22 protein-coding genes are annotated in these 25,390 nt (G+C 53.9%); 12 read left to right on the forward strand and 10 right to left on the reverse strand.

Features of this window, described 5'->3' with window-relative positions; genetic code table 11:
- Positions 1 to 2 precede the first annotated feature (2 nt).
- The 8 genes from yicI to HVZ52_RS00385 all read left to right on the forward strand — a co-directional run bounded on the left by yicI (position 3) and on the right by HVZ52_RS00385 (position 8,813).
- Complete coding sequence (gene yicI, locus HVZ52_RS00350) at positions 3 to 2,321, forward strand: alpha-xylosidase (protein ID WP_181598740.1); 2,319 nt, start codon at positions 3 to 5, stop codon at positions 2,319 to 2,321.
- A 446-nt stretch (positions 2,322 to 2,767) separates the two neighbouring features.
- Positions 2,768 to 4,321, forward strand: a complete 1,554-nt coding sequence (locus HVZ52_RS00355; RefSeq protein ID WP_181598741.1) for a PRD domain-containing protein — start codon at positions 2,768 to 2,770, stop codon at positions 4,319 to 4,321.
- Positions 4,322 to 4,347: 26 nt separating this feature from the next.
- Positions 4,348 to 4,818, forward strand: coding sequence for a fructose PTS transporter subunit IIA (locus HVZ52_RS00360; protein WP_003842172.1), 471 nt, complete (start codon positions 4,348 to 4,350; stop codon positions 4,816 to 4,818).
- A gap of 19 nt (positions 4,819 to 4,837) precedes the next feature.
- The gene (locus HVZ52_RS00365; protein WP_016155014.1) at positions 4,838 to 5,158 is read left to right on the forward strand and encodes a fructose PTS transporter subunit IIB; all 321 of its coding nucleotides are present in this window, start codon (positions 4,838 to 4,840) and stop codon (positions 5,156 to 5,158) included.
- 26 nt (positions 5,159 to 5,184) lie between these two features.
- A complete protein-coding gene (locus tag HVZ52_RS00370; protein ID WP_016157774.1) occupies positions 5,185 to 6,276 on the forward strand; it encodes a PTS fructose transporter subunit IIC in 1,092 nt (363 codons plus the stop codon).
- A gap of 11 nt (positions 6,277 to 6,287) precedes the next feature.
- Positions 6,288 to 7,139, forward strand: coding sequence for a class II fructose-bisphosphate aldolase (locus HVZ52_RS00375; protein ID WP_047415757.1), 852 nt, complete (start codon positions 6,288 to 6,290; stop codon positions 7,137 to 7,139).
- An 80-nt stretch (positions 7,140 to 7,219) separates the two neighbouring features.
- On the forward strand, positions 7,220 to 8,080 hold the full coding sequence (locus HVZ52_RS00380) for a ketose-bisphosphate aldolase (RefSeq protein ID WP_046275769.1): 861 nt from the start codon (positions 7,220 to 7,222) through the stop codon (positions 8,078 to 8,080).
- Positions 8,081 to 8,129: 49 nt separating this feature from the next.
- The gene (locus tag HVZ52_RS00385; RefSeq protein ID WP_065554401.1) at positions 8,130 to 8,813 is read left to right on the forward strand and encodes a D-lyxose/D-mannose family sugar isomerase; all 684 of its coding nucleotides are present in this window, start codon (positions 8,130 to 8,132) and stop codon (positions 8,811 to 8,813) included.
- A gap of 41 nt (positions 8,814 to 8,854) precedes the next feature.
- On the opposite strand, the gene HVZ52_RS00390 is transcribed toward HVZ52_RS00385, so the two are convergent.
- Both HVZ52_RS00390 and xanP read right to left on the reverse strand, forming a co-directional pair.
- On the reverse strand, positions 8,855 to 10,564 hold the full coding sequence (locus HVZ52_RS00390; protein ID WP_181598742.1) for an AsmA family protein: 1,710 nt from the start codon (positions 10,562 to 10,564) through the stop codon (positions 8,855 to 8,857).
- Positions 10,565 to 10,685: 121 nt separating this feature from the next.
- Positions 10,686 to 12,077: a xanthine/proton symporter XanP gene (gene xanP, locus HVZ52_RS00395; protein ID WP_003024026.1), complete on the reverse strand. Its 1,392-nt coding sequence runs from the start codon at positions 12,075 to 12,077 to the stop codon at positions 10,686 to 10,688.
- A gap of 225 nt (positions 12,078 to 12,302) precedes the next feature.
- On the opposite strand from xanP, the gene gltS reads away from it, so the two are divergent.
- The gene (gene gltS, locus HVZ52_RS00400) at positions 12,303 to 13,508 is read left to right on the forward strand and encodes a sodium/glutamate symporter (protein ID WP_016155009.1); all 1,206 of its coding nucleotides are present in this window, start codon (positions 12,303 to 12,305) and stop codon (positions 13,506 to 13,508) included.
- A gap of 42 nt (positions 13,509 to 13,550) precedes the next feature.
- Here the strand turns inward: gltS and recG are convergent, their stop codons facing one another.
- Genes recG through gmk form a run of 5 tightly spaced genes read right to left on the reverse strand, consistent with a single transcriptional unit; the run spans position 13,551 to position 19,424 of the window.
- Entirely contained in the window at positions 13,551 to 15,632 is a 2,082-nt protein-coding gene (gene recG / locus HVZ52_RS00405; RefSeq protein ID WP_181598743.1) for an ATP-dependent DNA helicase RecG, read from the reverse strand.
- A 5-nt stretch (positions 15,633 to 15,637) separates the two neighbouring features.
- On the reverse strand, positions 15,638 to 16,327 hold the full coding sequence (gene trmH, locus HVZ52_RS00410; RefSeq protein ID WP_047415767.1) for a tRNA (guanosine(18)-2'-O)-methyltransferase TrmH: 690 nt from the start codon (positions 16,325 to 16,327) through the stop codon (positions 15,638 to 15,640).
- Positions 16,328 to 16,337: 10 nt separating this feature from the next.
- On the reverse strand, positions 16,338 to 18,452 hold the full coding sequence (gene spoT, locus HVZ52_RS00415; RefSeq protein WP_003024038.1) for a bifunctional GTP diphosphokinase/guanosine-3',5'-bis pyrophosphate 3'-pyrophosphohydrolase: 2,115 nt from the start codon (positions 18,450 to 18,452) through the stop codon (positions 16,338 to 16,340).
- A gap of 18 nt (positions 18,453 to 18,470) precedes the next feature.
- Positions 18,471 to 18,746, reverse strand: coding sequence for a DNA-directed RNA polymerase subunit omega (gene rpoZ, locus HVZ52_RS00420; protein ID WP_000135058.1), 276 nt, complete (start codon positions 18,744 to 18,746; stop codon positions 18,471 to 18,473).
- A gap of 54 nt (positions 18,747 to 18,800) precedes the next feature.
- Entirely contained in the window at positions 18,801 to 19,424 is a 624-nt protein-coding gene (gmk, locus tag HVZ52_RS00425; RefSeq protein WP_019078035.1) for a guanylate kinase, read from the reverse strand.
- A 261-nt stretch (positions 19,425 to 19,685) separates the two neighbouring features.
- Here gmk and ligB point away from each other — a divergent pair, with 261 nt between their 5' ends.
- Positions 19,686 to 21,365, forward strand: coding sequence for an NAD-dependent DNA ligase LigB (gene ligB, locus HVZ52_RS00430; RefSeq protein ID WP_181598744.1), 1,680 nt, complete (start codon positions 19,686 to 19,688; stop codon positions 21,363 to 21,365).
- Here ligB and HVZ52_RS00435 read toward each other — a convergent pair.
- A complete protein-coding gene (locus HVZ52_RS00435; protein ID WP_003024049.1) occupies positions 21,362 to 21,979 on the reverse strand; it encodes a trimeric intracellular cation channel family protein in 618 nt (205 codons plus the stop codon). The genes ligB and HVZ52_RS00435 overlap by 4 nt on opposite strands.
- A gap of 253 nt (positions 21,980 to 22,232) precedes the next feature.
- Positions 22,233 to 23,096 (reverse strand): YicC/YloC family endoribonuclease, encoded by an 864-nt coding sequence (locus HVZ52_RS00440; RefSeq protein ID WP_080859272.1) that lies wholly within the window; start codon positions 23,094 to 23,096, stop codon positions 22,233 to 22,235.
- Positions 23,097 to 23,221: 125 nt separating this feature from the next.
- On the opposite strand from HVZ52_RS00440, the gene rph reads away from it, so the two are divergent.
- Both rph and pyrE read left to right on the forward strand, forming a co-directional pair.
- Positions 23,222 to 23,938: a ribonuclease PH gene (rph, locus tag HVZ52_RS00445; protein WP_016154991.1), complete on the forward strand. Its 717-nt coding sequence runs from the start codon at positions 23,222 to 23,224 to the stop codon at positions 23,936 to 23,938.
- 65 nt (positions 23,939 to 24,003) lie between these two features.
- Positions 24,004 to 24,645 carry an orotate phosphoribosyltransferase gene (gene pyrE, locus HVZ52_RS00450; RefSeq protein WP_016157763.1) on the forward strand — a complete coding sequence of 214 codons (642 nt, stop codon included), beginning with the start codon at positions 24,004 to 24,006 and terminating at the stop codon, positions 24,643 to 24,645.
- An 87-nt stretch (positions 24,646 to 24,732) separates the two neighbouring features.
- Here pyrE and slmA read toward each other — a convergent pair whose 3' ends face one another.
- Positions 24,733 to 25,329, reverse strand: coding sequence for a nucleoid occlusion factor SlmA (gene slmA / locus HVZ52_RS00455; RefSeq protein ID WP_016154989.1), 597 nt, complete (start codon positions 25,327 to 25,329; stop codon positions 24,733 to 24,735).
- Positions 25,330 to 25,390 lie beyond the last annotated feature (61 nt).

The raw sequence follows: 25,390 nt of genomic DNA on the forward strand, positions 1-25,390 counted from the left end.
CGATGAAAATTAGCGATGGTAACTGGCTGACCCAACCTGGCCTGAATTTAATACACCCAATTCAGGTGTTCGACGTTGAACAGCAGGGTAACGAGATGATTGTCTACGTTGCGCCGCGCGACGTGCGTGAACGTACCTGGCAACTGGATACCCCACTCTTCACCTTACGCTTTTTCTCGCCGCAGGAAGGGGTGGTGGGCGTACGTATGGAGCACTTCCAGGGCGCGCTGGATACCGGCCCACATTACCCGTTGAATGTGTTGCAGGACGTCAATGTTGAGATGCGAAACACCGCTGAATTTGCCGAACTGAAGAGCGGCAATCTGAGCGTTCGGGTGACCAAAGGCGAGTTCTGGTCGCTGGATTTCCTGCGTAATGGTGAACGTATTACCGGCAGTCAGCTAAAGAATAGCGGTTACGTGCAGGATACCCACAGCGGGCGTAATTATATGTTTGAGCGTCTGGATTTGGGCGTGGGGGAAACGGTGTACGGGCTGGGCGAGCGTTTTACCGCGTTGGTACGTAACGGCCAGACGGTGGAAACCTGGAACCGCGATGGGGGCACCAGTACCGAGCAGTCTTACAAGAACATCCCGTTTTATCTCACCAACCGCGGCTACGGCGTGCTGGTGAACCATCCGCAGTGCGTGTCGTTTGAAATCGGCTCTGAGAAAGTGTCGAAAGTGCAGTTCAGCGTTGAAAGCGAGTATCTGGAATATTTCGTCATCGACGGCCCAACGCCGAAGGCGGTGCTGGATCGCTATACCCGCTTTACCGGCCGTCCGGCGTTGCCGCCAGCCTGGTCGTTCGGTCTGTGGCTGACCACGTCATTCACCACCAATTACGACGAAGCGACGGTGAACAGCTTTATCGACGGCATGGCCGAGCGCAATCTGCCACTGCACGTCTTTCACTTCGACTGTTTCTGGATGAAGGCCTTCCAGTGGTGCGACTTTGAGTGGGACCCGGTGACCTTCCCGGATCCGGAAGGTATGATCCGCCGCCTGAAAGAGAAAGGGCTGAAGGTGTGCGTATGGATAAACCCCTACATCGGTCAGAAATCCCCGCTGTTCAATGAACTGAAAGCGAAAGGGTATCTGCTCAAGCGCCCGGACGGTTCCCTGTGGCAATGGGATAAATGGCAGCCGGGCCTGGCGATTTATGACTTCACTAATCCACAAGCCTGCGAGTGGTATGCCAACAAGCTGAAAGGTCTGGTGGATATCGGCGTTGACTGCTTCAAAACTGACTTTGGCGAACGCATCCCCACGGATGTGCAGTGGTTTGACGGTGCCGATCCGCAGAAGATGCACAACCATTATGCGTACATCTACAACGAACTGGTGTGGAACGTGCTGAAAGAAACCGTCGGTGAAGAAGAGGCGGTGCTGTTCGCCCGTTCGGCCTCCGTGGGCGCACAGCAGTTTCCGGTGCACTGGGGCGGCGACTGCTACGCCAACTATGAATCGATGGCGGAAAGCCTGCGCGGTGGCTTGTCTATTGGCCTGTCCGGCTTTGGCTTCTGGAGCCACGATATCGGCGGCTTTGAGAATACCGCTCCGGCGCACGTCTACAAGCGCTGGTGTGCGTTTGGGCTGCTCTCCAGCCACAGCCGCCTGCATGGCAGTAAATCCTACCGTGTGCCATGGGCGTACGATGACGAATCCTGCGATGTGGTGCGCTACTTCACCGAACAGAAATGCCGCATGATGCCGTACCTGTATCGTGAAGCAGCGCGCGCTAATGCGCAGGGCACCCCGATGATGCGCGCGATGATGCTGGAGTTCCCGGACGATCCGGCGTGTGATTATCTCGACCGCCAGTACATGCTGGGCGATAGCGTGATGGTCGCGCCGGTGTTTAGCGAGGCGGGCGATGTGCAGTTCTACCTGCCGGAAGGACGCTGGACGCATCTGTGGCGTAATGATGAGGTGTCCGGCAGCCGCTGGCATAAGCAGCAGCATGACTTCCTGAGTCTGCCGGTTTATGTGCGTGACAATACCCTGCTGGCGCTGGGCAGCAATAACCAGAAGCCGGACTACGCCTGGCATGAAGGAACCGCGTTCCAGCTGTTCCATCTGCAGGAGGGGCGGGAAGCGGTGTGTGAAGTTCCGGCTGCTGACGGCTCGGTTATCTTCACGCTGAAGGCGACGCGTGTAGGTAATACCATCACTGTGAAAGGGAATGGTGAGGCACGTAACTGGACGTTGTGCCTGCGAAATATTCAGAAAATTGGCGGCATTAAATGCGGGTCGCATATGGGCAGCGAGCTGGGTGTAGTTATTACTCCACAGGGCAGTGAGCTGACGATTACCTTGTAAGCATGTGTCGACGTGGTGCCGGATGCGTCTTATCCGGCCCACGCCGCGAGCAGCGTTCCAGATCTAAAAATCAAAAACATCCCGACTTAAATTTTTACCTCCCCATATTTGCGAGCGCTATCACTCTAATTCCCGCGAAAAATGTGATCTGCGCCGTAAATATCTCACTATTTCCTCTTTTTGTCTTATTTCTGTCCGGAATACAGGACACGATTTAGTATTGTTGGCGCATCGTAGTCCTCTTATATTTATCATCACGGATTACACGTGGAGCATAAACGCTTCTTTATAACCTAAATAATTCGAGTTGCAGGAAGGCGGCGACGCAGCGAATCCCCTGAGCGTACATAAGTACGTGACAGGGGTGAGCGAGGAAAGCCAACGCACATGCAGCTTGAAGTATGACGGGTATAGATATTTAATCTGGTATGTAATAAGGGTAAATAATGCAAATGATTACCTCGCGACAAAACAGATTATTAAAGTTTCTTCTGTCCCGGAAGGAATATGTTACGCTGCTAAAAATTGCCGAGTATTTATCTGTTTCAGAGAAGACCGTCCAGCGCGATCTGCGGTTACTGGAACAATGGTTATCGGAATGGAAAATATCCATCGATAAACGTGCCGGTGCGGGCGTGATATTAAGTGCCGATAACATTACTGACCTTTTATATCTGGATCAGTTATTAGGGTCGGAGGGTGATGATGCTGACGGCATGATGAATAATTCACGGCGGGTTAAGATAGCCTCGCAATTATTAAGTGAAACGCCGCATGAAACATCGATCAATAAATTATCCGAACGTTATTTTATTAGTAGTGCATCGATTGTTAACGATCTGAAAGTAATTGAATCCTGGATTACCCCGCTGGGCCTGTCGCTGATTCGCAGCCAGAGTGGTACACACATTGAAGGCAGCGAGAGCGGCGTGCGCCAGGCGATGGCGTCGCTGATTAACGGTGTGATTAACCATAATGAACCTGGAAGCGTGATTTATTCACGACTTGATCCGGGCAGTTATAAAGCGTTAGTGCATTACTTCGGCGAAGAAGACGTTTTATTTGTCCAGACGCTGTTGCAGGAAATGGAGAACGATCTGTGCTGGTCGCTGGGCGAGCCTTATTACGTCAATATCTTTACTCATATTCTGATCATGATGTACCGCATTACGCGGGGCAATGCGCTACCGAGAAAAGAAGAAAGCATCACGTCATGTGATGAGAACATCTTTTCCATTGCCAGTCGCATGATTCAGCATATCGAAAAACGCATTGCCCACCCGCTGCCGGAAGACGAAGTCTGGTTTATTTATCAATATATTATCTCCTCCGGTATGGTGATTGAAGAGCATAACGATTTGAGCGTAATTGGCCATATGCACTCCAGCGACGAAGCACGCTTGATCACCCATCGGCTGATTGCCACCTTCGCCGAAATGGTTGACTGCGATCTTAGCCAGGACACTGCGCTGTATGACGGATTGCTGATCCATATTAAGCCGCTGATTAACCGCCTCAACTACCAGATCCGCATTCGTAATCCGCTGCTGGAGGACATTAAAGGCGAGTTGCAGGACGTCTGGCGTCTGACTCAGTGCGCGGTGAATCGGGTGTTTAGCGGCTGGGGCGAACGGGCCGTGTCGGATGATGAGGTGGGATATTTAACCGTGCATTTTCAGGCCGCGATGGAGCGTCAGATAGCGCGTAAACGTGTGCTGCTGGTTTGCTCAACCGGTATCGGCACCTCTCACTTACTCAAAAGCCGCATTCTGCGCGCCTTTCCGGACTGGACCATCGTCGGCGTGGTGTCGGCAGGCAGCTTGCCCTCCGTCCTGACGGACGATATTGAACTGGTGGTATCGACGATCAATTTACCTGCCGTTGCCATGCCGGTCGTGTATGTCACCGCCTTCTTCAATGATGCGGATATTAAGCGGGTAACAGAAACGGTTATTACGGAAAAATTACATCGGGCGACGTCGCTGGTCGTTGAAAATTAATGTCTGAACTCCATGAGGTATGATTTATGGACATCACGAAAATACTCAATACAAATCGCGTTATTTTGGATATGAAGGCCACAAACAAAACGGAGGTTATTGAGGAACTGACGGATATTCTGCAAAAAGATGGGGCAATTAGCTGCCGGGAAACGTTTATTCAGGATGTCTGGCAGCGTGAATCAGAAGGCTCGACCGGATTCGAAAATCATATTGCGATTCCGCACGGGAAATCCTCGGCGGTGGTCAATACCACGCTGGCGATTGGGCGTACCCGCCAGGATATTCCCTGGGAAACCCTGGACGGCAGCAACGTGCGCTGCATCATTCTGTTTGCCGTACGCCTTGAAGATCAAAACACCACCCATATTCGTCTGCTTTCGCAGGTTGCCGGCGCGTTGGCGGATGACGACATTATTGAACAACTTTTAGTCGAAAGCAGTCCACAGAAAATTATTGAGCTTTTTAGCCAATATGCTGAATCCAATGTCTGCTAAATAATACGTGGAGCATGTTATGAATATTGTTTGTGTTGCCGCCTGTACGGCGGGTATTGCGCACACCTATATTGCCCGTGAGAAGTTAATTAAAGGTGCTAAAGCGCTTGGTCATAATATAAGAGTCGAAACCCAGGGGACTATCGGCACGGAAAACGAACTGCTGACAGAGGACATTTCTGCTGCTGATGTCGTGATTCTTGCTGTGGATGTGAAAATAAAAGGGGAGGAACGATTTTTAAATAAACGTATTGTGCGAGTAAAAACTGAAATCGTCATAAAATCGCCCATTCAGTTTCTTGAAAAGGTCGAAAAATCATTAGTTAATAATAACCAGTAGCGATCCCCATTCTGGAGGGATTTCACATGAGTGAAAATAAAATTCCGCTATCTCAGGAAATAAAAAGACATTTATTAACGGGGATTTCGTGGATGATCCCGTTAATTGTTGCCGCCGGGATCTGTATTGCTCTCGGGCAAATACTTGGCGGTACTAACGTGGGTGAAAAAACAGGAACCATACCCTGGATGCTCAACCAGATTGGCGGCTGGGGGATGGGGTTAATCGTACCGCTGATTAGCGCGGCGATTGCGTACTCTATTGCTGACCGCCCCGGATTCGCACCGGGTCTGATTGTCGGCTTTGTCTGCGGTGAAATTCATACCGGTTTTATCGGCGGGATGCTGGGCGGTTTTCTGGTCGGTTATACCGTCCTGCTGCTCAAGCGCTATATCCGTTTGCCGCAGTCGATGCAGGGGTTGATGCCCATCATGGTGTTGCCGGTACTGAGTACCGTCATTGGCGGCCTGTTGATGATGACGCTCATTGGCAAACCGATAGCCTGGCTGCAGGACGCGTTGATTCATCTGCTGGAGTCCATGCAGGGCGGGTCACGCTTTTTAATGGGGGCCATCCTTGGCGCAATGGCGACATTCGACTTTGGCGGACCGGTGAATAAAACCATGTCGCTATTTGCTGACGGCATGTTGGTCAGCGGCGTGTACGGTCCGGAAGCGGTGAAGTTTGTCGGTTCGATAATCCCTCCGTTCGGCATTACGCTCTCCTTTTTGCTGACGCGTCACAAGTACACCCGCGCGGAGCGTGAGGCGCTGAAAGCGGCATTCCCGATGGGGATCTGCATGATTACCGAAGGGGTCATTCCCATTGCGGCGCGCGACCTGCTGCGCGTGGTGGGGTCCTGCGTAGTGGCCTCGGCGATAGCGGGCGGTCTGATTATGGTGTGGGGCGTCGAAAGCCCGGTACCGCACGGCGGCATGTTCGTGGTCCCGCTCTTTACGCATCCGCTGCTGTTTTGCCTGGCGCTGGGGATCGGCACGGTGATTTGCGGCGTCATGCTGTCGTTGTGGAAGAAACCGGTGACCGAACGTGACGAAGAGTTTGATGAACTTAGCGATCAAAAGCTGAAAGACGAAGAGATCACCTTCACCCTGGAATAACCGGAGGCCGTATGTTTGCCGATATGAAAAGCATGGTGACGAAAGCCTGGCGCGAGCAGTACGCGCTGCTGGCCATCAACTGTATGAACCTGGAAAGCGCCCGTGCGGCGGTGCGGGTGGCTGAGAAACACCGTGCGCCCATCATTCTGAATCTGTATCAGGGGCATCTGGGCCATTTTCCTGCACCGATAGCGGTGGCGGTCGTCAAAACGCTGGCAGAGGAAGCGTCGGTACCGGTCGCGCTGGCGCTGGATCATGGAAAGGACCCAGTGCGCATTCGCCAGGCTTTTCGCGCCGGATTCAGCGGGTTAATGATCGATGCCTCCGCCTTTGCGCTGGAGGAGAACATTCGCCAGACCCGGGCGGTGGTTGAGCTCGCGACCAGCGTTTCTTTGTGCGTGGAAGGTGAGCTGGGGCATCTGGCCGACGCCCCGCGCTATGATCACGCAGCTAACGCTGATTTGATGACCCAGGCCGCCGATGTGGAGCCCTTTATCCAACAGACCGGTATCGATTTACTGGCGGTCTCGGTCGGCACGGCACATGGCATGTACGCGCCCGGTGTCATACCCGCCATTGATTTCCAGCGACTGGAGGAAATTGCCCGTTTATCAACGGTGCCGCTGGCGCTGCATGGCGGCAGCGGGACGCCATTTGACCAGCTACAGCGCTGCCCGACGTTTGGCGTCGCCAAGATAAACGTTGGCGCGGCGGTTTTCGAAGCCGGAAAGGCTGCACTACTGCATACCCTGTGTCGCGACACATCCGGTGAACTCGTTGATGCCCTGGCCCTGATGGAGCAGGCCTGCGAGGAAGCCATTATTCCGTACCTGCAGGCCAGCGGCGCTATCGACAAAGCCTGATTCATTTTCTGTAACGCCTTCTATGCCTCTGCGACGACGCACTGGCAGGGCTTTCTACACCCTGAAACTGGAGAATTAACATGTTAGTTTCGATGAAAGAATTACTGCAACCTACCCGTCAGCACGGTTTCGCCATCGGCGCATTCAACGTGGCGGACAGCTGCTTTGTACGTGCAGTAGTGGAAGAAGCGGAAGCAACCAATACCCCGGCGATTATCTCCATTCACCCCAGCGAACATGATTTTGTAGGCGATGCGTTTTTTAGCTACGTCCGTGATATCACTCTGCGCAGCCCGGTTCCCTTTACTCTGCATCTGGACCACGGCGCTTCGGTCGAGCATGTCCTGCGGGCGATTCAGTGTGGGTTTACCTCGGTGATGATTGATGGCTCGCTGTTGCCGTATGAAGAGAACGTGGCTCTGACCCGCGAAGTGGTCAAGCTGGCGCATGCGGTAGGCGTTTCGGTGGAGGGGGAACTGGGTACGATTGGTCAAACCGGGACGTCAGTGGAAGGCGGTGTATCGAAGGTCACTTATACCGATCCTGATCAGGCAGAGGATTTTATCGCCCGTACCGGCGCGGACACGCTGGCGGTGGCGATTGGAACCGCACACGGCATCTACCCGAAAGGGATGCAGCCAGAGCTGCAAATGCACATCCTGCGCGAGATTGCCGGGCGAGTGGACATTCCGCTGGTGCTGCATGGAGGTTCCGCGAACCCGGATGCGGAAATTGCCGAATCCGTTACGCTGGGCGTTGGCAAAATCAACATTTCCAGCGATATGAAATACGCTTACTTCCAGAAAGTCCGCGAAATCCTGGCGAAAGAAACCTGGTGGGACCCGAACGTTATTTACCCGGAAGCCATTAGCGCCGCGCGAGATGTGATCCGTCACAAAATGAAACTGTTCGGCTCAACCGGCAAAGCGTCACTTTACTAACAGCATACAGGCGGGGTGACCCGCCTTTTTCGCAACAAGGAAAAGTGGAATGAAGCGTTCACACATTAATTATGCCGTCGATAAAGCGCATGCCATCGCCGAGACTTTTCGGGTTTGCCTGCCTGACTTTGCGTATTTTACGGCTGATGCCTGGCGGCAACAGGATCACACTCTGTGGCGTGAAGTGCTCGATCTCCAACTGGGCTGGGATATAACCGACTTTGGGCGCGGAGATTTTGCGCAAACGGGGCTGACGTTACTGACGTTGCGCAATGGTCAGTTAGGGTCAGCCAGCTACCCCAAACCGTACGCCGAAAAGATGCTGCAGATTCAGCAGGATCAGCAGACGCCATGGCATTTTCATCGCCATAAAATGGAAGATATCGTTAACCGCGGCGGCGGTGATTTATGTATGCAGTTGGCGTGGGCTACGCCTGATGGCGGGTATGATGCCCGGCGCATTGTTGAGGTTAGCGTCGATGGTCAGCGGCGTTCCGTTGACGCTGGCGAGACGCTGGTATTGAAACCGGGGCAGGGGGTATGCCTGCCGCCGCGGTTGTATCATCGCTTTTGGGCGGAGAAAGCGTTCGTGCTGGGCTGGGAGATCTCGATGGTCAATGACGACCTGCATGACAATCACTTCCTTGAGCCAGGCGGTCGCTTCCCGGCGATAGAAGAGGATGAGCCGGTGAAGTGGCTGTTGTGCAGTGAATATGCGCGCTTACAGCGATAAACGGCGACCCGGTCGGCAAATCGCCGCCGGGCCGTCAGATTTTACTGCGCAGCGGGTGGGGCGGTAACTTCACTACCGGATACCACGCCCGCCTGCATGGTTTGCGTTACCTGCTGTTTCTCCACGTTCACCGCATGCAACTGGCCGCTGACCGTTGGCTTGAGTGGCGCATCGGCTTGAATATTGCCGCTGGCGGTAAGCTGGATGTTACCGTCGCCGGAAAGCGGCAGTGCGGGCCATCCCCACTGCTGCAGAATCGTCATTGGCACGCCGCGCCCGTTCAGGCTGACCTGAGTTTGACGCTGAGGCAACTGTGAAATACTGGCAGTGGCCTCCAGCAACCCTTTTTCCGTATAGGCGCTTAGTTCGCTGATATTGATGGTGCTGCTGTTCGCCGTCAGCGCCAGCGAAGGACGACGCACGTCGGTGCGGTTAAAGGTGCCGGCAGCGGCGTTGAGGTTAGCGCTCCCGCTCCAGATCCCCCACTGATTGTTCTGCACCAGCCCGAGGTTAGCACCGTAGCCGTCCAGCGCGGTGAGCTGCCATGGGAAGCTCGGGTCGATATCAATCACCAGATTACGGCTGGCGCTGAATTTCTTCAGCGTCAGGCTGGCTAGCCAGGCTGGTAGGGGTTTCATCCACAACTGTTTCCAGTTTTCCGGCAGCGTGTACTCCAGACCGGCAATGGCGGCATCATCGAGGACCAGCGCTTTGTTGTTGCGCTGCCAGTTTCCGGAGGTTCTGACCATTCCCCCTTCCCAGCGGGTGGTGAACTGACGCAGCGCTATGCCCTGCGGCGAAAACTCGGCGTTCATAATCGGATCGAAAAAGTGCAGAGAGCCGTAGATAAACTCGCTGGCGTTCATCGACAGTTTTCCTTCCTGAGTTTGCCAGTCGTCCTTGCTGAAGGTCATGTTGCGCAAGCTCAGATCGAGATCCGTCACCGCCCAGTCAGGGCCTTGCAGACGGGCATCTGTTACTTCCAGACGACCAATTTGCAGGGAAGGAATAGTGCTTAACGGAGCAAAAAACTCGGCCAGAGATTTGTCGCTTTGCAGCCGAATATCGTTCAGGCGCAGATTCTCTACTACCCAACTACCGTCGGCATTGCGTTGCGCCACGCCGGTTAATGCCCCACGCGCCACGTCTGCGCCAATATTGCTCAGCGTCACACGGTCGTGGTCAATACTGCCTTCAATCAATACGTTGGTCGTCGGGACGTCGTTCAGCGTCAACGAACTGGCGCTGAGCTGAATTCGCGCTTTACTCCCGAGAATTTTACCCGCCTCAGGACTCCAGGGAATGACTCCGCCGTTAACGCGCTGCGCGCTCAGGGTCCACTCGCTACCGGGACTGTTAAGCGCCATATCTTGCAATTGCAGGCGATCGGCCTGGAACGGCAGCGGCGCAGTTTGCTGGGAAAGATTCAGCGTGCCGTTTTGCAAAAGGATAGTGTCTACGTGCAGCGGGTCGGTGATTTGGCGGCTGCTCAGTCCAATATCGACCGTTTTGGCGACCAGCGTTGCGGGCTGACCATCCCGGCCAAAGGTGACGTTTTCCAGCAGTATATGGGAAGGAGAAGAAAACCGGTGATCGATGGCATCAAATGCCAGATGGTAGCTGCTGTTCTGCGAAACCCAGGCGCTGACGTGCTCTGCGCCCCAGCGGGTTTGTAGTAGAAAATATAAGCCGAGGATCGCCACTGCAAGGGCGATCAGCACGTAAAGAAGCAGCTTTCCAATAAATTTCATGGTCTTCCATCCCGCGAAGTGCACATAGTCAAGTTATGCACGATTTAGGCGCAATGCTCAAGGCGGGAATGGTGAAAGAGCGTTACAGCGGCGTTGATTCAGAATCAACGCCGCATTTTGCTTATTGCTTCTCTGGTGGGAACACCAGATTCAGAACGATAGCGGTAATACCGCCTGCGGCAATGCCGGAAGAGAGCAGGTTTTTCACCCAGTCCGGAGCGAACTGCAGGATCAGCGGCTGCTGGGAAACGCCGAGGCCGACGGCCAGCGACAGCGCGATAATCAGAATTGCGCGGCGGTTCAGCGGTTCGCGGGATACGATACGCACGCCGGATGCCGCGATAGTACCGAACATCACCAGCGTTGCGCCGCCGAGTACCGGTTCAGGAATATGCTGTACAAAACCGCTGACCGCCGGGAACAGGCCCAACGCGATCAGCATCAGCGCAACCACAAAACCAACGTAGCGGCTGGCAACGCCCGTTAACTGAATAACCCCGTTGTTTTGTCCAAAACAGGAGTTCGGGAAGGTGTTAAATACGGCTGAAACAAACGAGTTCAGACCGTTCGCCAGTACGCCGCCTTTCAGGCGTTTCATGTACAGCGGACCAGAAACGGGCTGCTCGGAGACATCGGAGGTGGCCGTAATATCACCGATGGTTTCCAGCGAGGTAATCATAAACACTAGCATCAGCGGCAGCAGTAAGCTCCAGTCGATACCCAGGCCATAATACAACGGCGTTGGCACCATCAGCAGGTCCTGACTTACCGGCGCGGTATTTTGCGGTAGCATATCCATAAACCACGCCAACAGGTAACCTGCCGCCATCGCAATCACCAGTGACGCAACGCGCAGGTACGGGTTGCGCTGGCGGTTAAGCAGGATAATCAGCGCCAGCACGACGCCTGCCAGCAGTAAATTCTTTGGTGCGCCAAAGGTGTTGTCGCTCATTGCCGCATAGCCGCCGCCAATCGACGTCAGACCTACCTGAATCAGTGACAGGCCGATAATCATCACCACCACGCCTGAGACCAGCGGGGTAATGATACGACGCGCCAGATGCAGTACGCGTGAGATAACCATCTCAGTGCAGCTTGCCAGCATCAGTGTACCGAACAGCGCCGCCATCATGGTTGGGACATCTGCACCACCGGTTTTTAGCGCTGTACCGCCCATAATCAGTGGCGCAACAAAGTTAAAGCTGGTGCCCTGAATGGATAATAGCCCTGAGCCGACCGGCCCCCAGGCTTTGATCTGAATGATAGAAGCCACGCCGGAAGCGAACAGCGACATACTGATAATGTGTTGAGTATCCTGAGCCGGTAAACCGAGCGCCTGACAGATTAACAGCGCTGGGGTGATTACCGCGACGAACATGGCCAGCAGGTGCTGACAGGCGGCAAACAGGGTCTGGGCTAGCGGGGGGCGATCTTCAAGACGGTAAATCAGTTCACTGTTGTGAGTCTGCGCAACCGGTTGCGCATTTGTTGACTCTACGGCGTTAACGGACATCAGAGGCAATCCCATGGTGGAAAAGCGGTGATTTTATCTGACCATGGCGGAAATGCAAACGTTTGCTACCAGGTGTTCTTAATATTTAAAACGGATAAACAAACATTTTTATATAACTTTTCATGATTTTCTGCTTAAAATCCACACCGAAAACTCAATAAGAGCTAAAAATCGGTCTGGAATGCATCGTGCGTGATTGTGCTAAACGCACTAATGGAGTTGTAAATGTTTTATCTCGATACGTTATCAACGCTGGTTGCGGCAACCCTTGTGTTGCTGCTGGGACGTAAGCTCGTCCAGTCTGTTTCCTTCCTGAAAAAATACACCATTCCCGAACCTGTAGCTGGCGGATTGCTGGTGGCGATTGCGCTGCTGGTGCTGAAAAAAAGCATGGGTTGGGAAGTGAACTTCGATATGACCCTGCGCGATCCGCTGATGCTGGCATTCTTCGCCACTATCGGCCTGAACGCCAATATTGCCAGCCTGCGCGCGGGTGGCCGCGTGGTGGGTATCTTTCTGATTGTGGTTGTTGGCCTGCTGCTGATGCAAAACGCCATTGGTATTGGTATGGCGACTCTGCTGGGTCTGGATCCGCTGATGGGTCTGATCGCCGGTTCGATAACCCTCTCTGGTGGGCATGGAACCGGGGCAGCATGGAGCAAACTGTTTATTGAGCGCTATGGTTTCGCTAATGCGACGGAAGTGGCGATGGCTTGCGCAACGTTTGGCCTGGTGCTGGGCGGATTGATTGGCGGCCCGGTGGCCCGCTATCTGGTCAAACACTCTACCACGCCAGACGGCATGCCGGACGATCAGGCTGTGCCTACCGCATTTGAAAAGCCAGATGTCGGACGCATAATCACTTCGCTGGTGCTGATTGAAACCATTGCGCTGATCGCCATCTGTCTGACGGTGGGTAAAATCGTTGCACAAATGCTGGTCGGAACGGTGCTGGAACTGCCGACTTTCGTCTGCGTGCTGTTTGTTGGGGTGATCCTCAGTAACGGCCTGGCGTTAATGGGTTTTTATCGGGTGTTCGAGCGCGCGGTTTCGGTGTTGGGTAACGTTAGCCTGTCGCTGTTCCTGGCGATGGCGCTAATGAGTCTGAAGCTGTGGGAGCTGGCTTCTCTGGCCCTGCCGATGCTGGCAATCCTGGTTGTGCAGACCATTTTCATGGCGCTGTACGCGATATTCGTCACCTGGCGCATGATGGGTAAGAACTACGATGCCGCCGTGCTGGCAGCCGGACACTGCGGTTTTGGCCTCGGTGCGACACCCACGGCGATTGCCAACATGCAGGCAATTACAGAACGTTTTGGACCATCCCATATGGCGTTTCTGGTGGTGCCGATGGTGGGGGCGTTCTTTATCGATATCGTCAATGCGCTGGTGATTAAGCTGTATCTACTGCTGCCGATTTTTGCGCAATAATGTCTGTGCGGCGGAGTCACATCCGCCGCCGCTATGAATCGACTATGCGTTGGAGTAGCGCTCGGTTTCCGGCATCCAGCGTTCAATCAGCGCCACAGCCTGTTGCGGGTAACGTTCGTGAATATGACGGGCAATACGCTGAACTTCCGGAATAATCGCCTGATCGCGCAGCAAATCTGCGACTTTGAATTCTGCCGTTCCGGTCTGGCGCGTACCCAACAGCTCGCCGGGCCCGCGGATCTCTAAATCTTTTTGCGCGATCACGAATCCGTCGTTGCTGTCGCGCAGAACCTGTAGGCGTTTTTGCGCGGTTTTTGACAGCGGCGATTTGTAGAGCAGGACGCAGTGGGAGGCCACCGCGCCACGACCTACGCGACCACGTAGCTGGTGCAACTGCGCCAGGCCCAAGCGCTCCGGGTTTTCAATAATCATCAGGCTGGCGTTAGGTACGTCTACGCCCACTTCAATCACCGTGGTGGCAACCAGCAGCTGCAGTTCGCCCTGCTTAAACGCCGCCATTACCGACTGCTTCTCTGCGGGCTTCATACGGCCGTGTACCAAGCCAATATTCAGCTCTGGCAGCACCAGTTTAAGCTCTTCCCACGTGGCTTCAGCCGCCTGAGCTTCTAACAAATCAGACTCCTCAATCAGCGTACAGACCCAGTACGCCTGGCGCCCTTCATGGGTACAAGCGTTGCGCACGCGGTCAATAATATCGCTGCGGCGGGTATCCGGAATCGCCACCGTGGTGACCGGCGTACGCCCCGGAGGGAGTTCGTCAATGACCGACGTGTCGAGATCGGCATAGGCGGTCATTGCCAGCGTGCGCGGGATTGGGGTGGCGGTCATGATTAGCTGGTGTGGATGGAAACCCTGCTGCTGACCTTTCTCCCACAGCGCCAGGCGCTGATGTACGCCAAAACGGTGCTGTTCGTCGATGATAACCAGTGCCAGTCCGTTGAACTGCACCTGTTCCTGGAAAATTGCGTGCGTGCCGACAATCATCTGCACCTCACCGCTGGCGATAGCTTCCTGCTGTGCCTGGCGCGCTTTGCCTTTCTGTTTACCTGCCAGCCAGCCTACTTCAATACCCAGTGGCGCGAACCAGTTGCGGAAGTTATTGGCGTGCTGTTCAGCCAGCAGTTCGGTGGGGGCCATCAGCGCAACTTGCTTACCATGTGCGATGGCACGTAGGGCGGCCAGCGCCGCAACCAGCGTTTTACCTGAGCCGACATCGCCCTGCACCAGACGCATCATGGGGACATCCAGTGCCATATCGCGTTCGATCTCAGCGGTAACGCGGGCCTGGGCGCCGGTGGGTTTAAACGGTAGAGCCGCCAGCAGCTTATCTTTCAGCGCGTTGTTTGCGAGCAGCGGCTGGGTGTGGAAACGTTGCGCCCCGGCGCGTAGTGCCAGCATGCTGAGGTTATGCGCCAGCAATTCTTCCAGAATCAGACGTCGCTGTGCTGGATGCTGACCGGTTTCCAGATCGCTCAACTGCAGTGACGGCGGTGGACGGTGCAATGTGCGCAGAGCTTCTGGCAGGCTCATCATACCTTGCAACAACTCTGGCGGCAGCAGTTCGGCAATGGCGCAGGTATCGAGCAGGTCCAGCGCTTGATCGGTCAGTTTGCGCAGCGTGGCCTGCTTCACGCCTTCGGTGGTTGGATACACCGGTGTGAGCGTTTCCTGCAATTCCGGCGTGCTGAGATCGCCCTGCACGCGATACTCCGGGTGGATCATCTCTGCGCCGTATTTTCCGCGTTTGGCTTCGCCATAGGCCAGCACCCGGCGACCGGTGGCGAGACTATTTTTCATTGCGGCGCTGAAGTTGAAAAAGCGCATGGTGAGAATGCCGGAGCCATCACTGATCTGACAGGTCATCATCCGGCGTCCGCCGAAGGTGATATTGCAGTTCAGCACTTCGCCTTCTACGGTGGCGTAAACGCCCGGCAGCAGTTCGCCAATCGGGTACAGGTGCGTGCGGTCTTCGTAACGCAGAGGGAGGTGGAGCAGAAGGTCCTGCACGGTGTGCAGGCCAATTTTCGCCAGTTTACTGCTTTGCGCTGCGCCAACGCCGGTCAGAGAATTGAGTGGGATGGCATCCAGTAAACGGCCTTTCATCGCGTTTATCTCGCAGATTGCATAGTGGCCCACCACGTTGCATCGGCTTCAATTTCGCCCTGCGTGTTTACGTGGGGGTAGGGAAGACCTTTGCGCTTAGCGACATTCGCCAGCACCGGATAACCGCCTTCAAACAGCAAACGCTGCTGCTCATCTTGCGCAAGCATGCTGTTTTCTCGTTGGTACATGCCGGCGTTTTGCCGCTGGCGCTGTGCTTCGTACAGAATCAGCGCGGAGGCGACCGAAACGTTCAGCGACTGCACCATGCCAGTCATGGGAATGATGATGTCCTGATCCGCCAGATCCAACGCTTCCTGAGTGATGCCGGTTTTCTCCTGGCCCATCAGGATGCAGGTGGGGCGCGTGTAATCAATCTCGCGAAAATCCACGGCTTTATCTGACAGATGTGTTGCCAGAACCTGCATACCCTGGCTTTTTAAATGTGTGACCGCATCGCCAATAGTGCGGTGAGTCTTCACCTGTACCCAACTGTTGCTGCCTGCGGCAGAAGAGGCCATGGTGCGCATACGGCTACCAGGCCAGACGGCGTGGACTTCATGCACGCCGACCGCGTCTGCAGTACGAATGATTGCAGAAACGTTATGAGGTTTGTGGACCTGCTCCATGCAGACGGTCAGATCGGGCTGACGACGTGCGAGCATCTCGCAAATACGTGCATAACGTTGAGTATTCATAAAACGTGTTCTAGTTACGGTTACGGGTGACTTTTATCACGTCCGGCATGACGCGGATTTTGCGCATGATATTCGCCAGGTGCACGCGATCGCGAGCGGTCAGGCGAATAAAGGCGCTATAGACGCGGCCATCTTTCTCTTCCGTATTCAGACTTTGAATGTTGGAGGTGGTCGTGTTGATTGCCGCCGTCAGGTTCGCCAGAGCACCCTGGTGGTTAAACATATCCACCTTAATCTCGGTGATGAACTCCTGCTCTGTCTCTTTATCCCATTCCACCGCCATAAACTTCTCTGGCTCTTTTTGATAGCCACGAATGTTACGGCAGGATTCATGGTGAATCACCAGACCTTTACCCGGACTGACGTGGGCAATGATTGGATCGCCAGGAATCGGACGACAGCATTTCGCGAAGGTGATCAGCACGCCATCTGCGCCTTTGATCGGCAGATGACCGTGACCAGATTGCGCTGGCACGTTTGCCGTTGCTTCGCCCTGCTGGAGGTTTTTCGCTACCACCACGCTCATGGCGTTACCCAGACCGATTTCCGCGAGCAGATCGTCAAGCGTGGCGAGCTTCATGCGCTCAAGCTCACGCTGGATGCTCTCTGGCGGGATCTCAGCCAGTTTACGGCTACCGCCTAAGGCATGGTTGAGCAGTCGACGACCCAGACTGACGGAATCATCGCGCTTGAGGTTTTTCAGCAGTTGACGAATTTTGGCGCGCGCTTTCGAACTGACGACGAAGTTGAGCCACGCTGCATTCGGACGGGCGCCCGGAGCGGTAATAATCTCAACGGTCTGTCCGCTAAAGAGCGGCTGCGAAAGCGGGTAAGGTTGTCTGTCGACGCGTGCGCCGACGCAGGCGTGACCGATATCGGTATGCACGGCGTAGGCGAAGTCGACAGGCGTTGCACCGGCAGGCAGTTCGACAATGCGCCCTTCCGGTGTGAAAACATAAATCTCATCCGGGAAGAGATCAGATTTGACGCTTTCAATAAATTCAAACGAGCTACCGGCGCTCTGCTGCAGTTCCAGCAGGCTCTGCATCCAGCGTTGAGCGCGGATTTGTGCGGTGGTGCTGCTTTCGCCGCCGTGCTCTTTGTAAGCCCAGTGCGCTGCTACACCCATCTCTGCCATCTGGTCCATGTCTTCGGTACGAATCTGTACTTCAACCGGGACGCCGTGAGGGCCGATCATTGAGGTGTGCAAAGACTGATATCCGTTAGCTTTCGGAATGGCGATATAGTCTTTCACGCGACCAGGACGAGGTTTGTACAGGCTGTGCATCTGGCCGAGTACGCGATAACAGGTATCGGAATCATGAACGATAACGCGAAAAGCGTAGATATCCATGATGGAGTGAAAACGCTGCTCTTTGAGCACCATTTTGCAGTAAATAGAGTACAGGTGCTTCTCGCGGCCACTTACGCGACACGGAATGCCTGCCTCCTGTAAACGCCCTTCGATTTCCGAGAGGATTTTTTGGATCATCTCTTTGCGGTTGCCACGAGCGGCTTTAACCACTTCTTTAATCACGCGATAGCGGTTCGGGTACAGCGCTTCAAAACCCAGCTCTTCCAGCTCGGTTTTAATGTGATGAATACCTAAACGGTGTGCCAGCGGACTATAGATTTCGAGGGTTTCACGGGCGATGCGGCGACGCTTGTCCGGGCGTAATGAGCCCAGCGTGCGCATGTTGTGGGTACGGTCAGCGAGTTTGATGAGTATGACGCGGATATCCTGCACCATCGCCATAATCATCTTGCGAAAGTTTTCAGCTTGCGCCTCTTTCTTGTCGCGAAACTTAAGCTTATCAAGTTTCGACACCCCTTCTACCAGTTCAGCAACGCTTTTACCAAAAAGCTGTTCCATGTCCTGGTAGGTGGCTGGGGTATCTTCAATCACGTCATGCAGCAGCGCAGCCATCAGCGTTTCATAGTCGAGTTTCATCTCGGCCAGAATGCAGGCTACCGCTACCGGGTGCGTGATATAGGGTTCACCGCTTGAACGTGTCTGGCCCTCGTGAGCGTCACGTGCAACGAGATACGCCTGCCGAAGACGCTTAATCTGGTCTTCCGGCAGGTAGTTTTGAATCAGTTGATTCAGGCTTTCAAACAGATACAAGGGCGACCCGCTTTGTGATTAACGACGACCTTCAGCAATAGCGGTAACGGCTTGTAATTCAGCGGCTTCCTGCTCTTGCTGTTCCTGGCGCTCACGCACGTCGAGGATCTGGTTGTTGATCAGACCTTCTTCGATTTCGCGCAGCGCGATAACGGTAGTTTTATCGTTTTCTTCCGGTACGAGCGGATCCTTTCCGCCTACCTGCATCTGACGAGCGCGACGCGCGGCGACCAGTACCAGGTCAAAACGGTTACCAATTTTCTCTACAGCGTCCTGAACAGTTACGCGTGCCATACTTAAAATGCTCCACAGGTGAAGAAATGACTGGGCATGATACTGAATGTGGGTTCAGTCTGCCAACAGTTTGCTGATTAAAGCGTCATGACGCTGCTTTTGGCGGCTCATGCGCAGACGTTCGGCGCGAATGATAGTTTTCAAATCGCCCAGGGCGGTATCGAAATCATCATTCACAATAAGATAATCATATTCGGCGTAATGGCTCATTTCTGCAACAGCTTGCGCCATACGTTTTGCGATCACGTCTTCGCTATCCTGACCGCGGCCACGAAGACGGCGATCCAGCTCAATCTTAGATGGCGGCAAAATAAAAATACTGCGCGCATGCGGCATTTTTTGACGAATCTGCTGCGCACCTTGCCAGTCGATATCTAAAAAGACGTCTACGCCGGATGCTAATACTTGCTCAATGGTCTCACGCGAGGTGCCGTAGTAATTACCGAAAACCTCAGCGTGTTCCAGGAACGCGTCTCTGCCAATCATGGTTCTGAATTCGTCATGGTTCACAAAAAAATAGTGTTCACCGTGCACTTCCCCCGGGCGCGGTGCGCGCGTGGTGTGCGAAACAGAAACCTGGGTGTCATACAACGGTTGGGTCTTTAATAAAGCCTGAATCAGGCTGGATTTACCCGCGCCACTGGGGGCAGAAACAATATAAAGCGTGCCTTGAGCCATGAGTATCTTAATGTATGTGATTGTCGAAAGAGAGCCTACATACGGGCTTATTATACACGTAGCCGCTATGTGACGTAGCCCTTGTCACACTTTTTGCGCATGTTTATTGCGTTTTGCGTACCAGTTTCCTGTTTTATCCGCGATTTGCAGCAATTCGTGCAAATGTCAGGAACGTTGCTCGCAGGATGAGTTTTTGCCGCTCTGTTTCCATTTCAATTCGCGTTATACCTGCCGGGAAACGTATGGTTCAGCGGAGATAGCATGGGATTATGGAAATGCATAGGGCTGGTTTTGCTAATGTGGTATCTACCCTCATGGGCGGTATGCCCCGTCTGGTCGCCTGCCAGGGCACAAGAGGAAATTTCACGACTACAGCAGCAGATAACACAGTGGAATGACAGTTACTGGAAACAAGGGGAAAGTGTCGTAGACGACGCTGTTTATGACCAGCTCAATGCGCAACTCATCCAATGGCAGCGCTGTTTTGGCGATGAAGCCCCATCAGATCTATCTGCGCCCCCAATAAGTGGAACAGTCTCGCACCCCGTTCCCCACACGGGAGTTCGAAAACTTGCCGATAAGCAAGCGCTACAGCAATGGATGCATGCTCGTAGCGATCTCTGGGTGCAGCCGAAGGTGGATGGCGTGGCGGTCACGCTGGTTTATCGCAATGGAAATCTGATACGGGCGATTAGCCGTGGTAACGGTCTGAAAGGCGAAGACTGGACGCAAAAGGTTCTTCAGATCCCTTCCGTTCCACGTACTACCACCGGGCCGCTCTCTAACAGTACGTTGCAGGGGGAGATATTTTTGCAGCAACAAGGGCATATTCAGCAGCAGAGAGGGGGAATGAACGCCCGCTCAAAGGTTGCTGGAATGATGATGCGCCAGAGCAACCCCGAAATGTTACGCTCGCTGGCTATTTTTATCTGGGCCTGGCCTGATGGTCCAGTTGCCATGTCGGAAAGACTTGAGCTACTCACTGCTGCCGGGTTCAGTTTCACGCAACGATATACTCAGGCCGTGAAGAGTGTGGATGACGTCGAGCAGGCGCGCGCCAGGTGGTGGACTTCAGCGTTACCTTTTGTGACGGATGGTGTGGTGGTGCGAACGGGAAAAGAACCGCGGGCGCAATACTGGCTACCCGGACAGGGAGACTGGCTGGCAGCGTGGAAATATCCTCCCGTGGCCAGGGTATCTGAGGTGACGGGTATTCAGTTCTCCGTTGGCAAAAGCGGGAAAATTGCGGTGGTTGCATTGCTGGTCCCCGTCATGCTGGATGATAAGCGGGTGCAGCGCGTCAATATTGGCTCAGTCCGGCGCTGGAATGAATGGGATATTGCGCCTGGCGATCAGATTCTGATAAGTCTGGCCGGACAGGGGATTCCCCGTATAGATGAGGTGGTCTGGCGCAGCACCCAGCGTAATAAGCCAGCACCACCTGAGGGGCGCTTCAATTCACTAACTTGTTTTTATGCCACAGCGGAGTGTCAGGAACAGTTTGTTGCCAGGCTCGTCTGGCTGGGGGCCAAAGATGTGTTAGGGCTGGAGGGTATGGGCGAGGCGGGATGGTGGGAGCTACATCAGACGTATCGCTTTGAACATATCTTTTCCTGGCTTGGATTAACGCAGGAGCAGCTACAGTCCACATTTGGCGTGAACAAAGGGGGGAAGCTGTGGCATCAGTTCAATCTGTCACGCCGTCTTCCATTTACGCGCTGGGTGATTGCCATGGGAATACCGTTAACACAGGCAACGTTGAATGCCAGTCGGGATGGATCGTGGCAGCAGTTACGGGAACGCAGTGAACAAAGCTGGCGGCAACTTCCTTTCATGGGGGAGCGACGGGCACGACAGGTTATTCAGTGGCTGGAGGATAAAGAGATCACAGCGCTGAGCAACTGGTTAGCTGCTCAGCGGATCACGGGTTTTATGCCTTAATGGCCTTCATGGCGATAGTAAAATACCGGCAGCCCCAACTTCAGGCGCAGCGCCAGCAGTCGGGCGGTAAAGCCAAAGAGCAGGGTAGAGATCACCACCACATCGTGGCTGGAGACATAATGTTGCAGCACGATATACAGCACGGCAGCGGCAAATGAAACGCCGGCATACAATTCTTTCTGGAATACTAACGGGATGCGTTTGCAGAACATGTCACGTAATACACCACCAAAGACTCCGGTAGTGACCGCCGCGACCACGGCAATAATCGGTCCATGACCCATATCCAGCGCCACCTGGGCGCCAATAATAGAAAAGACCACCAGGCCCAGCGCATCCAGGACGAGGAATATTTTACGCAGATAGGGCATGACGGGGGCAATAATGGTGGTGAGTACCGCAGCGGTCGCCACGATAATGACGTATTCAGGGTGCTTTACCCAGCCGAGCGGATAGTGGCCGAGAAGAATGTCGCGTACCGAGCCGCCGCCAATGGCCGTCGCGGTAGCAATGATAATGACGCCAAATGTATCCATACGGCGACGCCCAGCCGCAAGCGCACCGGTCATGGCTTCGGCAGTAATACCAATTAAATATAAAACGTGTAACAGCATGTATTCCCCCTGATTTGCTGGGGCTAAGGTTAACGATTTGTGCGCATTGTCACGATTGAGATTTTCTAAGGTGAAGTGATTTTAATAACTACAGCTAATGTGAGTTTTCTGTAAATGCGTTATGGCATGCGCTTTACTTTATGAATGGTGACAATAAATGATGAGAAAATATAATTCGAACTGGATGGATCACAACCGAAGTGTTGGGAAAAACACGTAGCCCCTCGTTTATGGGGGCTACGTGGAATGGAGTTTACTCGATATTCTGAATCTGCTCGCGCATTTGCTCGATCAATACCTTCAGTTCAATTGCGGAATTAGTCACCTCGGCATTGATAGACTTGGATGCAAGAGTGTTCGACTCACGGTTGAATTCCTGCATCATGAAGTCCAGACGACGGCCAACAGCCTCTTTTTTCTTCAGAATGTTGTAGGTTTCTTTGACGTGGGCTTCCAGACGATCTAACTCTTCTGCTACATCTATGCGCTGCGCCATCAGCACCAGTTCTTGCTCAAGGCGGTTATTCTCCAGTTGCACCTGGGCGTCTTCCAGTTTGGCTACCAGACGCTCACGCTGCCATTGCAGAATTTCCGGCATATGTGCACGCACTTTAGCGACTTCAGTGCTGACGCCTTCCAGACGCTGCTCGATCAGCGCTTTCAGCGCCTGACCTTCGGTTTCTCGCGCGATGATGAAGTCATCCAGCGTACCGTCAAGCGCGGCGAGGATTTCGGCGGCAATGGCGTCCAGATCTTGCTCCTGGGCAGCCATTACGCCTGGCCAGCGCAGGATATCAACTGGGTTAATTTCACCTTCATCACTCTGCATTTTGACCCAGTTAGCAGCGCTAACGAGCTGTTTAGCGAGCTTTTCATTTAGAATCAGCTCGCCCTGGGCGCTGGCATCAGGCTCAAAACGCAGCGTACACTCGACTTTACCGCGCGTCAGACGCGTGCGTATGCGTTCGCGAACAACGGGTTCAAGACTACGGAACTGTTCCGGCAGGCGAAAATAAGTTTCCAGATAACGCTGGTTTACCGAGCGCATTTCCCAGGTAGCGCTACCCCATTCACCCTTGATTTCACGCCGGGCGTAGGCGGTCATGCTGCGGATCATAGACGTTCCTGTTTTTAAAGATGAGATGGGAGGATTATAGCCATCCACGTCTTGTCAGGATAGGAATAACAGTCGGAAGTCCGTATAATGCGCAGCCACATTCGTTTCAAGCCGGAGATTTTATCATGCGTCCAGCAGGTCGTAGTGCCAACCAGGTGCGTCCCGTCACCCTGACCCGTAATTATACAAAACACGCTGAAGGCTCCGTGCTGGTCGAATTTGGTGATACCAAAGTGCTGTGTACCGCCTCTATTGATGAAGGCGTACCGCGTTTTCTGAAAGGTCAGGGCCAGGGCTGGATCACCGCAGAATATGGCATGCTGCCACGCGCCACGCACACCCGTAACGCCCGTGAAGCGGCGAAAGGTAAGCAGGGCGGTCGTACCATGGAAATCCAGCGTCTGATCGCTCGTGCGCTGCGCGCCGCCGTTGATCTGAAGACGCTCGGTGAATTCACTATTACGCTGGACTGCGATGTTATTCAGGCAGATGGCGGTACGCGCACTGCATCAATTACCGGCGCATGTGTGGCATTGGCTGATGCGCTGAACAAGCTGGTTGCGAGCGGTAAACTGAAAACTAACCCGATGAAAGGGATGGTCGCCGCGGTTTCCGTGGGCATTGTGAATGGTGAAGCGCTCTGTGACCTCGAATACGTTGAGGACTCTGCCGCAGAAACCGACATGAACGTGGTGATGACTGAAGACGGACGCATTATAGAGGTGCAGGGTACGGCAGAAGGCGAGCCGTTCAGCCATGAAGAACTTCTCACCCTACTGGCGTTAGCCCGAGGGGGAATCGAATCCATTGTAACGACGCAGAAGGCGGCGTTAGAAAATTGATTTTAAAGGCGACTGATGAGTCGCCTTTTTTTTGTCTGTAATAAAGTGAGATGAGGAGCGAATCCATGAAACCGTATCAGCGCCAGTTTATTGAGTTTGCGCTTAGCAAGCAGGTACTAAAGTTTGGCGAGTTTACGCTGAAATCCGGGCGTAAAAGCCCCTATTTCTTCAACGCCGGGCTGTTTAATACCGGGCGCTGCCTGGCACTGTTAGGCCGTTTTTATGCCGAAGCGCTGATGGATTCCGGTATTGAATTCGATTTGCTGTTTGGTCCGGCCTACAAAGGTATCCCGATTGCGACCACCACGGCTGTTGCGCTGGCGGAACACCACGATAAAGATTTGCCGTACTGCTTTAACCGTAAAGAGGCGAAGACCCACGGTGAAGGCGGTAATCTGGTAGGTAGCGCACTTGAGGGGCGTGTAATGCTGGTGGATGATGTTATCACTGCAGGTACGGCTATTCGTGAGTCGATGGAAATTATTCAGGCTAACGGCGCTACGCTGGCGGGGGTACTGATTTCTCTCGATCGTCAGGAACGCGGTCGCGGCGAGATTTCAGCTATTCAGGAAGTGGAACGCGATTATGGCTGCAAGGTGATTTCTATCATTACCCTGAAAGATCTGATTGCGTATCTGGAAGAAAAACCAGAAATGGCAGAACATCTGGCCGCAGTACGGGCGTATCGCGAAGCGTACGGCGTATAAGAACTGCCGGATGGCGCTGCGCTTATCCAGCCTACGCACCGCGGGGTTCGTAGGCAAAATAGGCGAGGTCGCCATCCAACAACGGTGTTACTGCAATTGAGCGGCAACCAACGGCCAGCGGATGTCGAAATCATCCGTTGGACGGTATTTAAATTCGCTACGTACAAACCGGGACAGCATACCTTCGCAGAAAGCCAGTAACTGGCTGGCCAGCAGCGTTTCATCCACGGTGTAGCCTTCACCTTCACGCATTCTTTTTTCTCGCAGAACCTGGCGTAACTGCGCCTCAATTCGCTCAAAAAGCTGGTTAATACGGCCTTGCAGACGGTCTTGCTCGAACATCAACGCGTGTCCGGTCAGAATTCGCGTCAGGCCAGGATTACGTTCACCGAACCCTAAAATCAGCAGTACGATCAGACGCAATCGCGCGTTAGTGTCCTTTTCATCTTTCAAAATCAGATTGATACGGGTAATCAGACTATCTTCGATAAACTCAATCAGGCTATCGAACATGCGGGTCTTGCTGGGAAAATGGCGATACAAGGCCGCTTCGGAAACGCCCACAGAGGCCGCCAGTTTAGCTGTCGTGATGCGTTGGCTACCATCGCTGGACTCAAGCATCAGTGCCAGAGACTGAAGTATTTCTTCGCGACGATTCCTTTTCGCAGTTTGCTTTTCTACCATGTTACAAAATACCCCTGAAAATAAGCTCTTGCCAGGCAGGCATCCACACAGCGACCGCAAA

It is taken from the genome of Citrobacter sp. RHB36-C18 (assembly GCF_013814485.1).
In the GTDB taxonomy this organism is placed as follows: domain Bacteria; phylum Pseudomonadota; class Gammaproteobacteria; order Enterobacterales; family Enterobacteriaceae; genus Citrobacter; species Citrobacter braakii.

What these genes read in the sequence shown, in the direction of transcription:
- yicI (WP_181598740.1), top strand. Translation starts at nt 3, where the DNA reads ATGAAAATTAGCGATGGTAACTGGCTGACCCAACCTGGCCTGAATTTA.
- HVZ52_RS00355 (WP_181598741.1), top strand. Translation starts at nt 2,768, where the DNA reads ATGCAAATGATTACCTCGCGACAAAACAGATTATTAAAGTTTCTTCTG.
- HVZ52_RS00360 (WP_003842172.1), top strand. Translation starts at nt 4,348, where the DNA reads ATGGACATCACGAAAATACTCAATACAAATCGCGTTATTTTGGATATG.
- HVZ52_RS00365 (WP_016155014.1), top strand. Translation starts at nt 4,838, where the DNA reads ATGAATATTGTTTGTGTTGCCGCCTGTACGGCGGGTATTGCGCACACC.
- HVZ52_RS00370 (WP_016157774.1), top strand. Translation starts at nt 5,185, where the DNA reads ATGAGTGAAAATAAAATTCCGCTATCTCAGGAAATAAAAAGACATTTA.
- HVZ52_RS00375 (WP_047415757.1), top strand. Translation starts at nt 6,288, where the DNA reads ATGTTTGCCGATATGAAAAGCATGGTGACGAAAGCCTGGCGCGAGCAG.
- HVZ52_RS00380 (WP_046275769.1), top strand. Translation starts at nt 7,220, where the DNA reads ATGTTAGTTTCGATGAAAGAATTACTGCAACCTACCCGTCAGCACGGT.
- HVZ52_RS00385 (WP_065554401.1), top strand. Translation starts at nt 8,130, where the DNA reads ATGAAGCGTTCACACATTAATTATGCCGTCGATAAAGCGCATGCCATC.
- HVZ52_RS00390 (WP_181598742.1), bottom strand. Translation starts at nt 10,564, where the DNA reads ATGAAATTTATTGGAAAGCTGCTTCTTTACGTGCTGATCGCCCTTGCA.
- xanP (WP_003024026.1), bottom strand. Translation starts at nt 12,077, where the DNA reads ATGTCCGTTAACGCCGTAGAGTCAACAAATGCGCAACCGGTTGCGCAG.
- gltS (WP_016155009.1), top strand. Translation starts at nt 12,303, where the DNA reads ATGTTTTATCTCGATACGTTATCAACGCTGGTTGCGGCAACCCTTGTG.
- recG (WP_181598743.1), bottom strand. Translation starts at nt 15,632, where the DNA reads ATGAAAGGCCGTTTACTGGATGCCATCCCACTCAATTCTCTGACCGGC.
- trmH (WP_047415767.1), bottom strand. Translation starts at nt 16,327, where the DNA reads ATGAATACTCAACGTTATGCACGTATTTGCGAGATGCTCGCACGTCGT.
- rpoZ (WP_000135058.1), bottom strand. Translation starts at nt 18,746, where the DNA reads ATGGCACGCGTAACTGTTCAGGACGCTGTAGAGAAAATTGGTAACCGT.
- gmk (WP_019078035.1), bottom strand. Translation starts at nt 19,424, where the DNA reads ATGGCTCAAGGCACGCTTTATATTGTTTCTGCCCCCAGTGGCGCGGGT.
- ligB (WP_181598744.1), top strand. Translation starts at nt 19,686, where the DNA reads ATGGGATTATGGAAATGCATAGGGCTGGTTTTGCTAATGTGGTATCTA.
- HVZ52_RS00435 (WP_003024049.1), bottom strand. Translation starts at nt 21,979, where the DNA reads ATGCTGTTACACGTTTTATATTTAATTGGTATTACTGCCGAAGCCATG.
- HVZ52_RS00440 (WP_080859272.1), bottom strand. Translation starts at nt 23,096, where the DNA reads ATGATCCGCAGCATGACCGCCTACGCCCGGCGTGAAATCAAGGGTGAA.
- rph (WP_016154991.1), top strand. Translation starts at nt 23,222, where the DNA reads ATGCGTCCAGCAGGTCGTAGTGCCAACCAGGTGCGTCCCGTCACCCTG.
- pyrE (WP_016157763.1), top strand. Translation starts at nt 24,004, where the DNA reads ATGAAACCGTATCAGCGCCAGTTTATTGAGTTTGCGCTTAGCAAGCAG.
- slmA (WP_016154989.1), bottom strand. Translation starts at nt 25,329, where the DNA reads ATGGTAGAAAAGCAAACTGCGAAAAGGAATCGTCGCGAAGAAATACTT.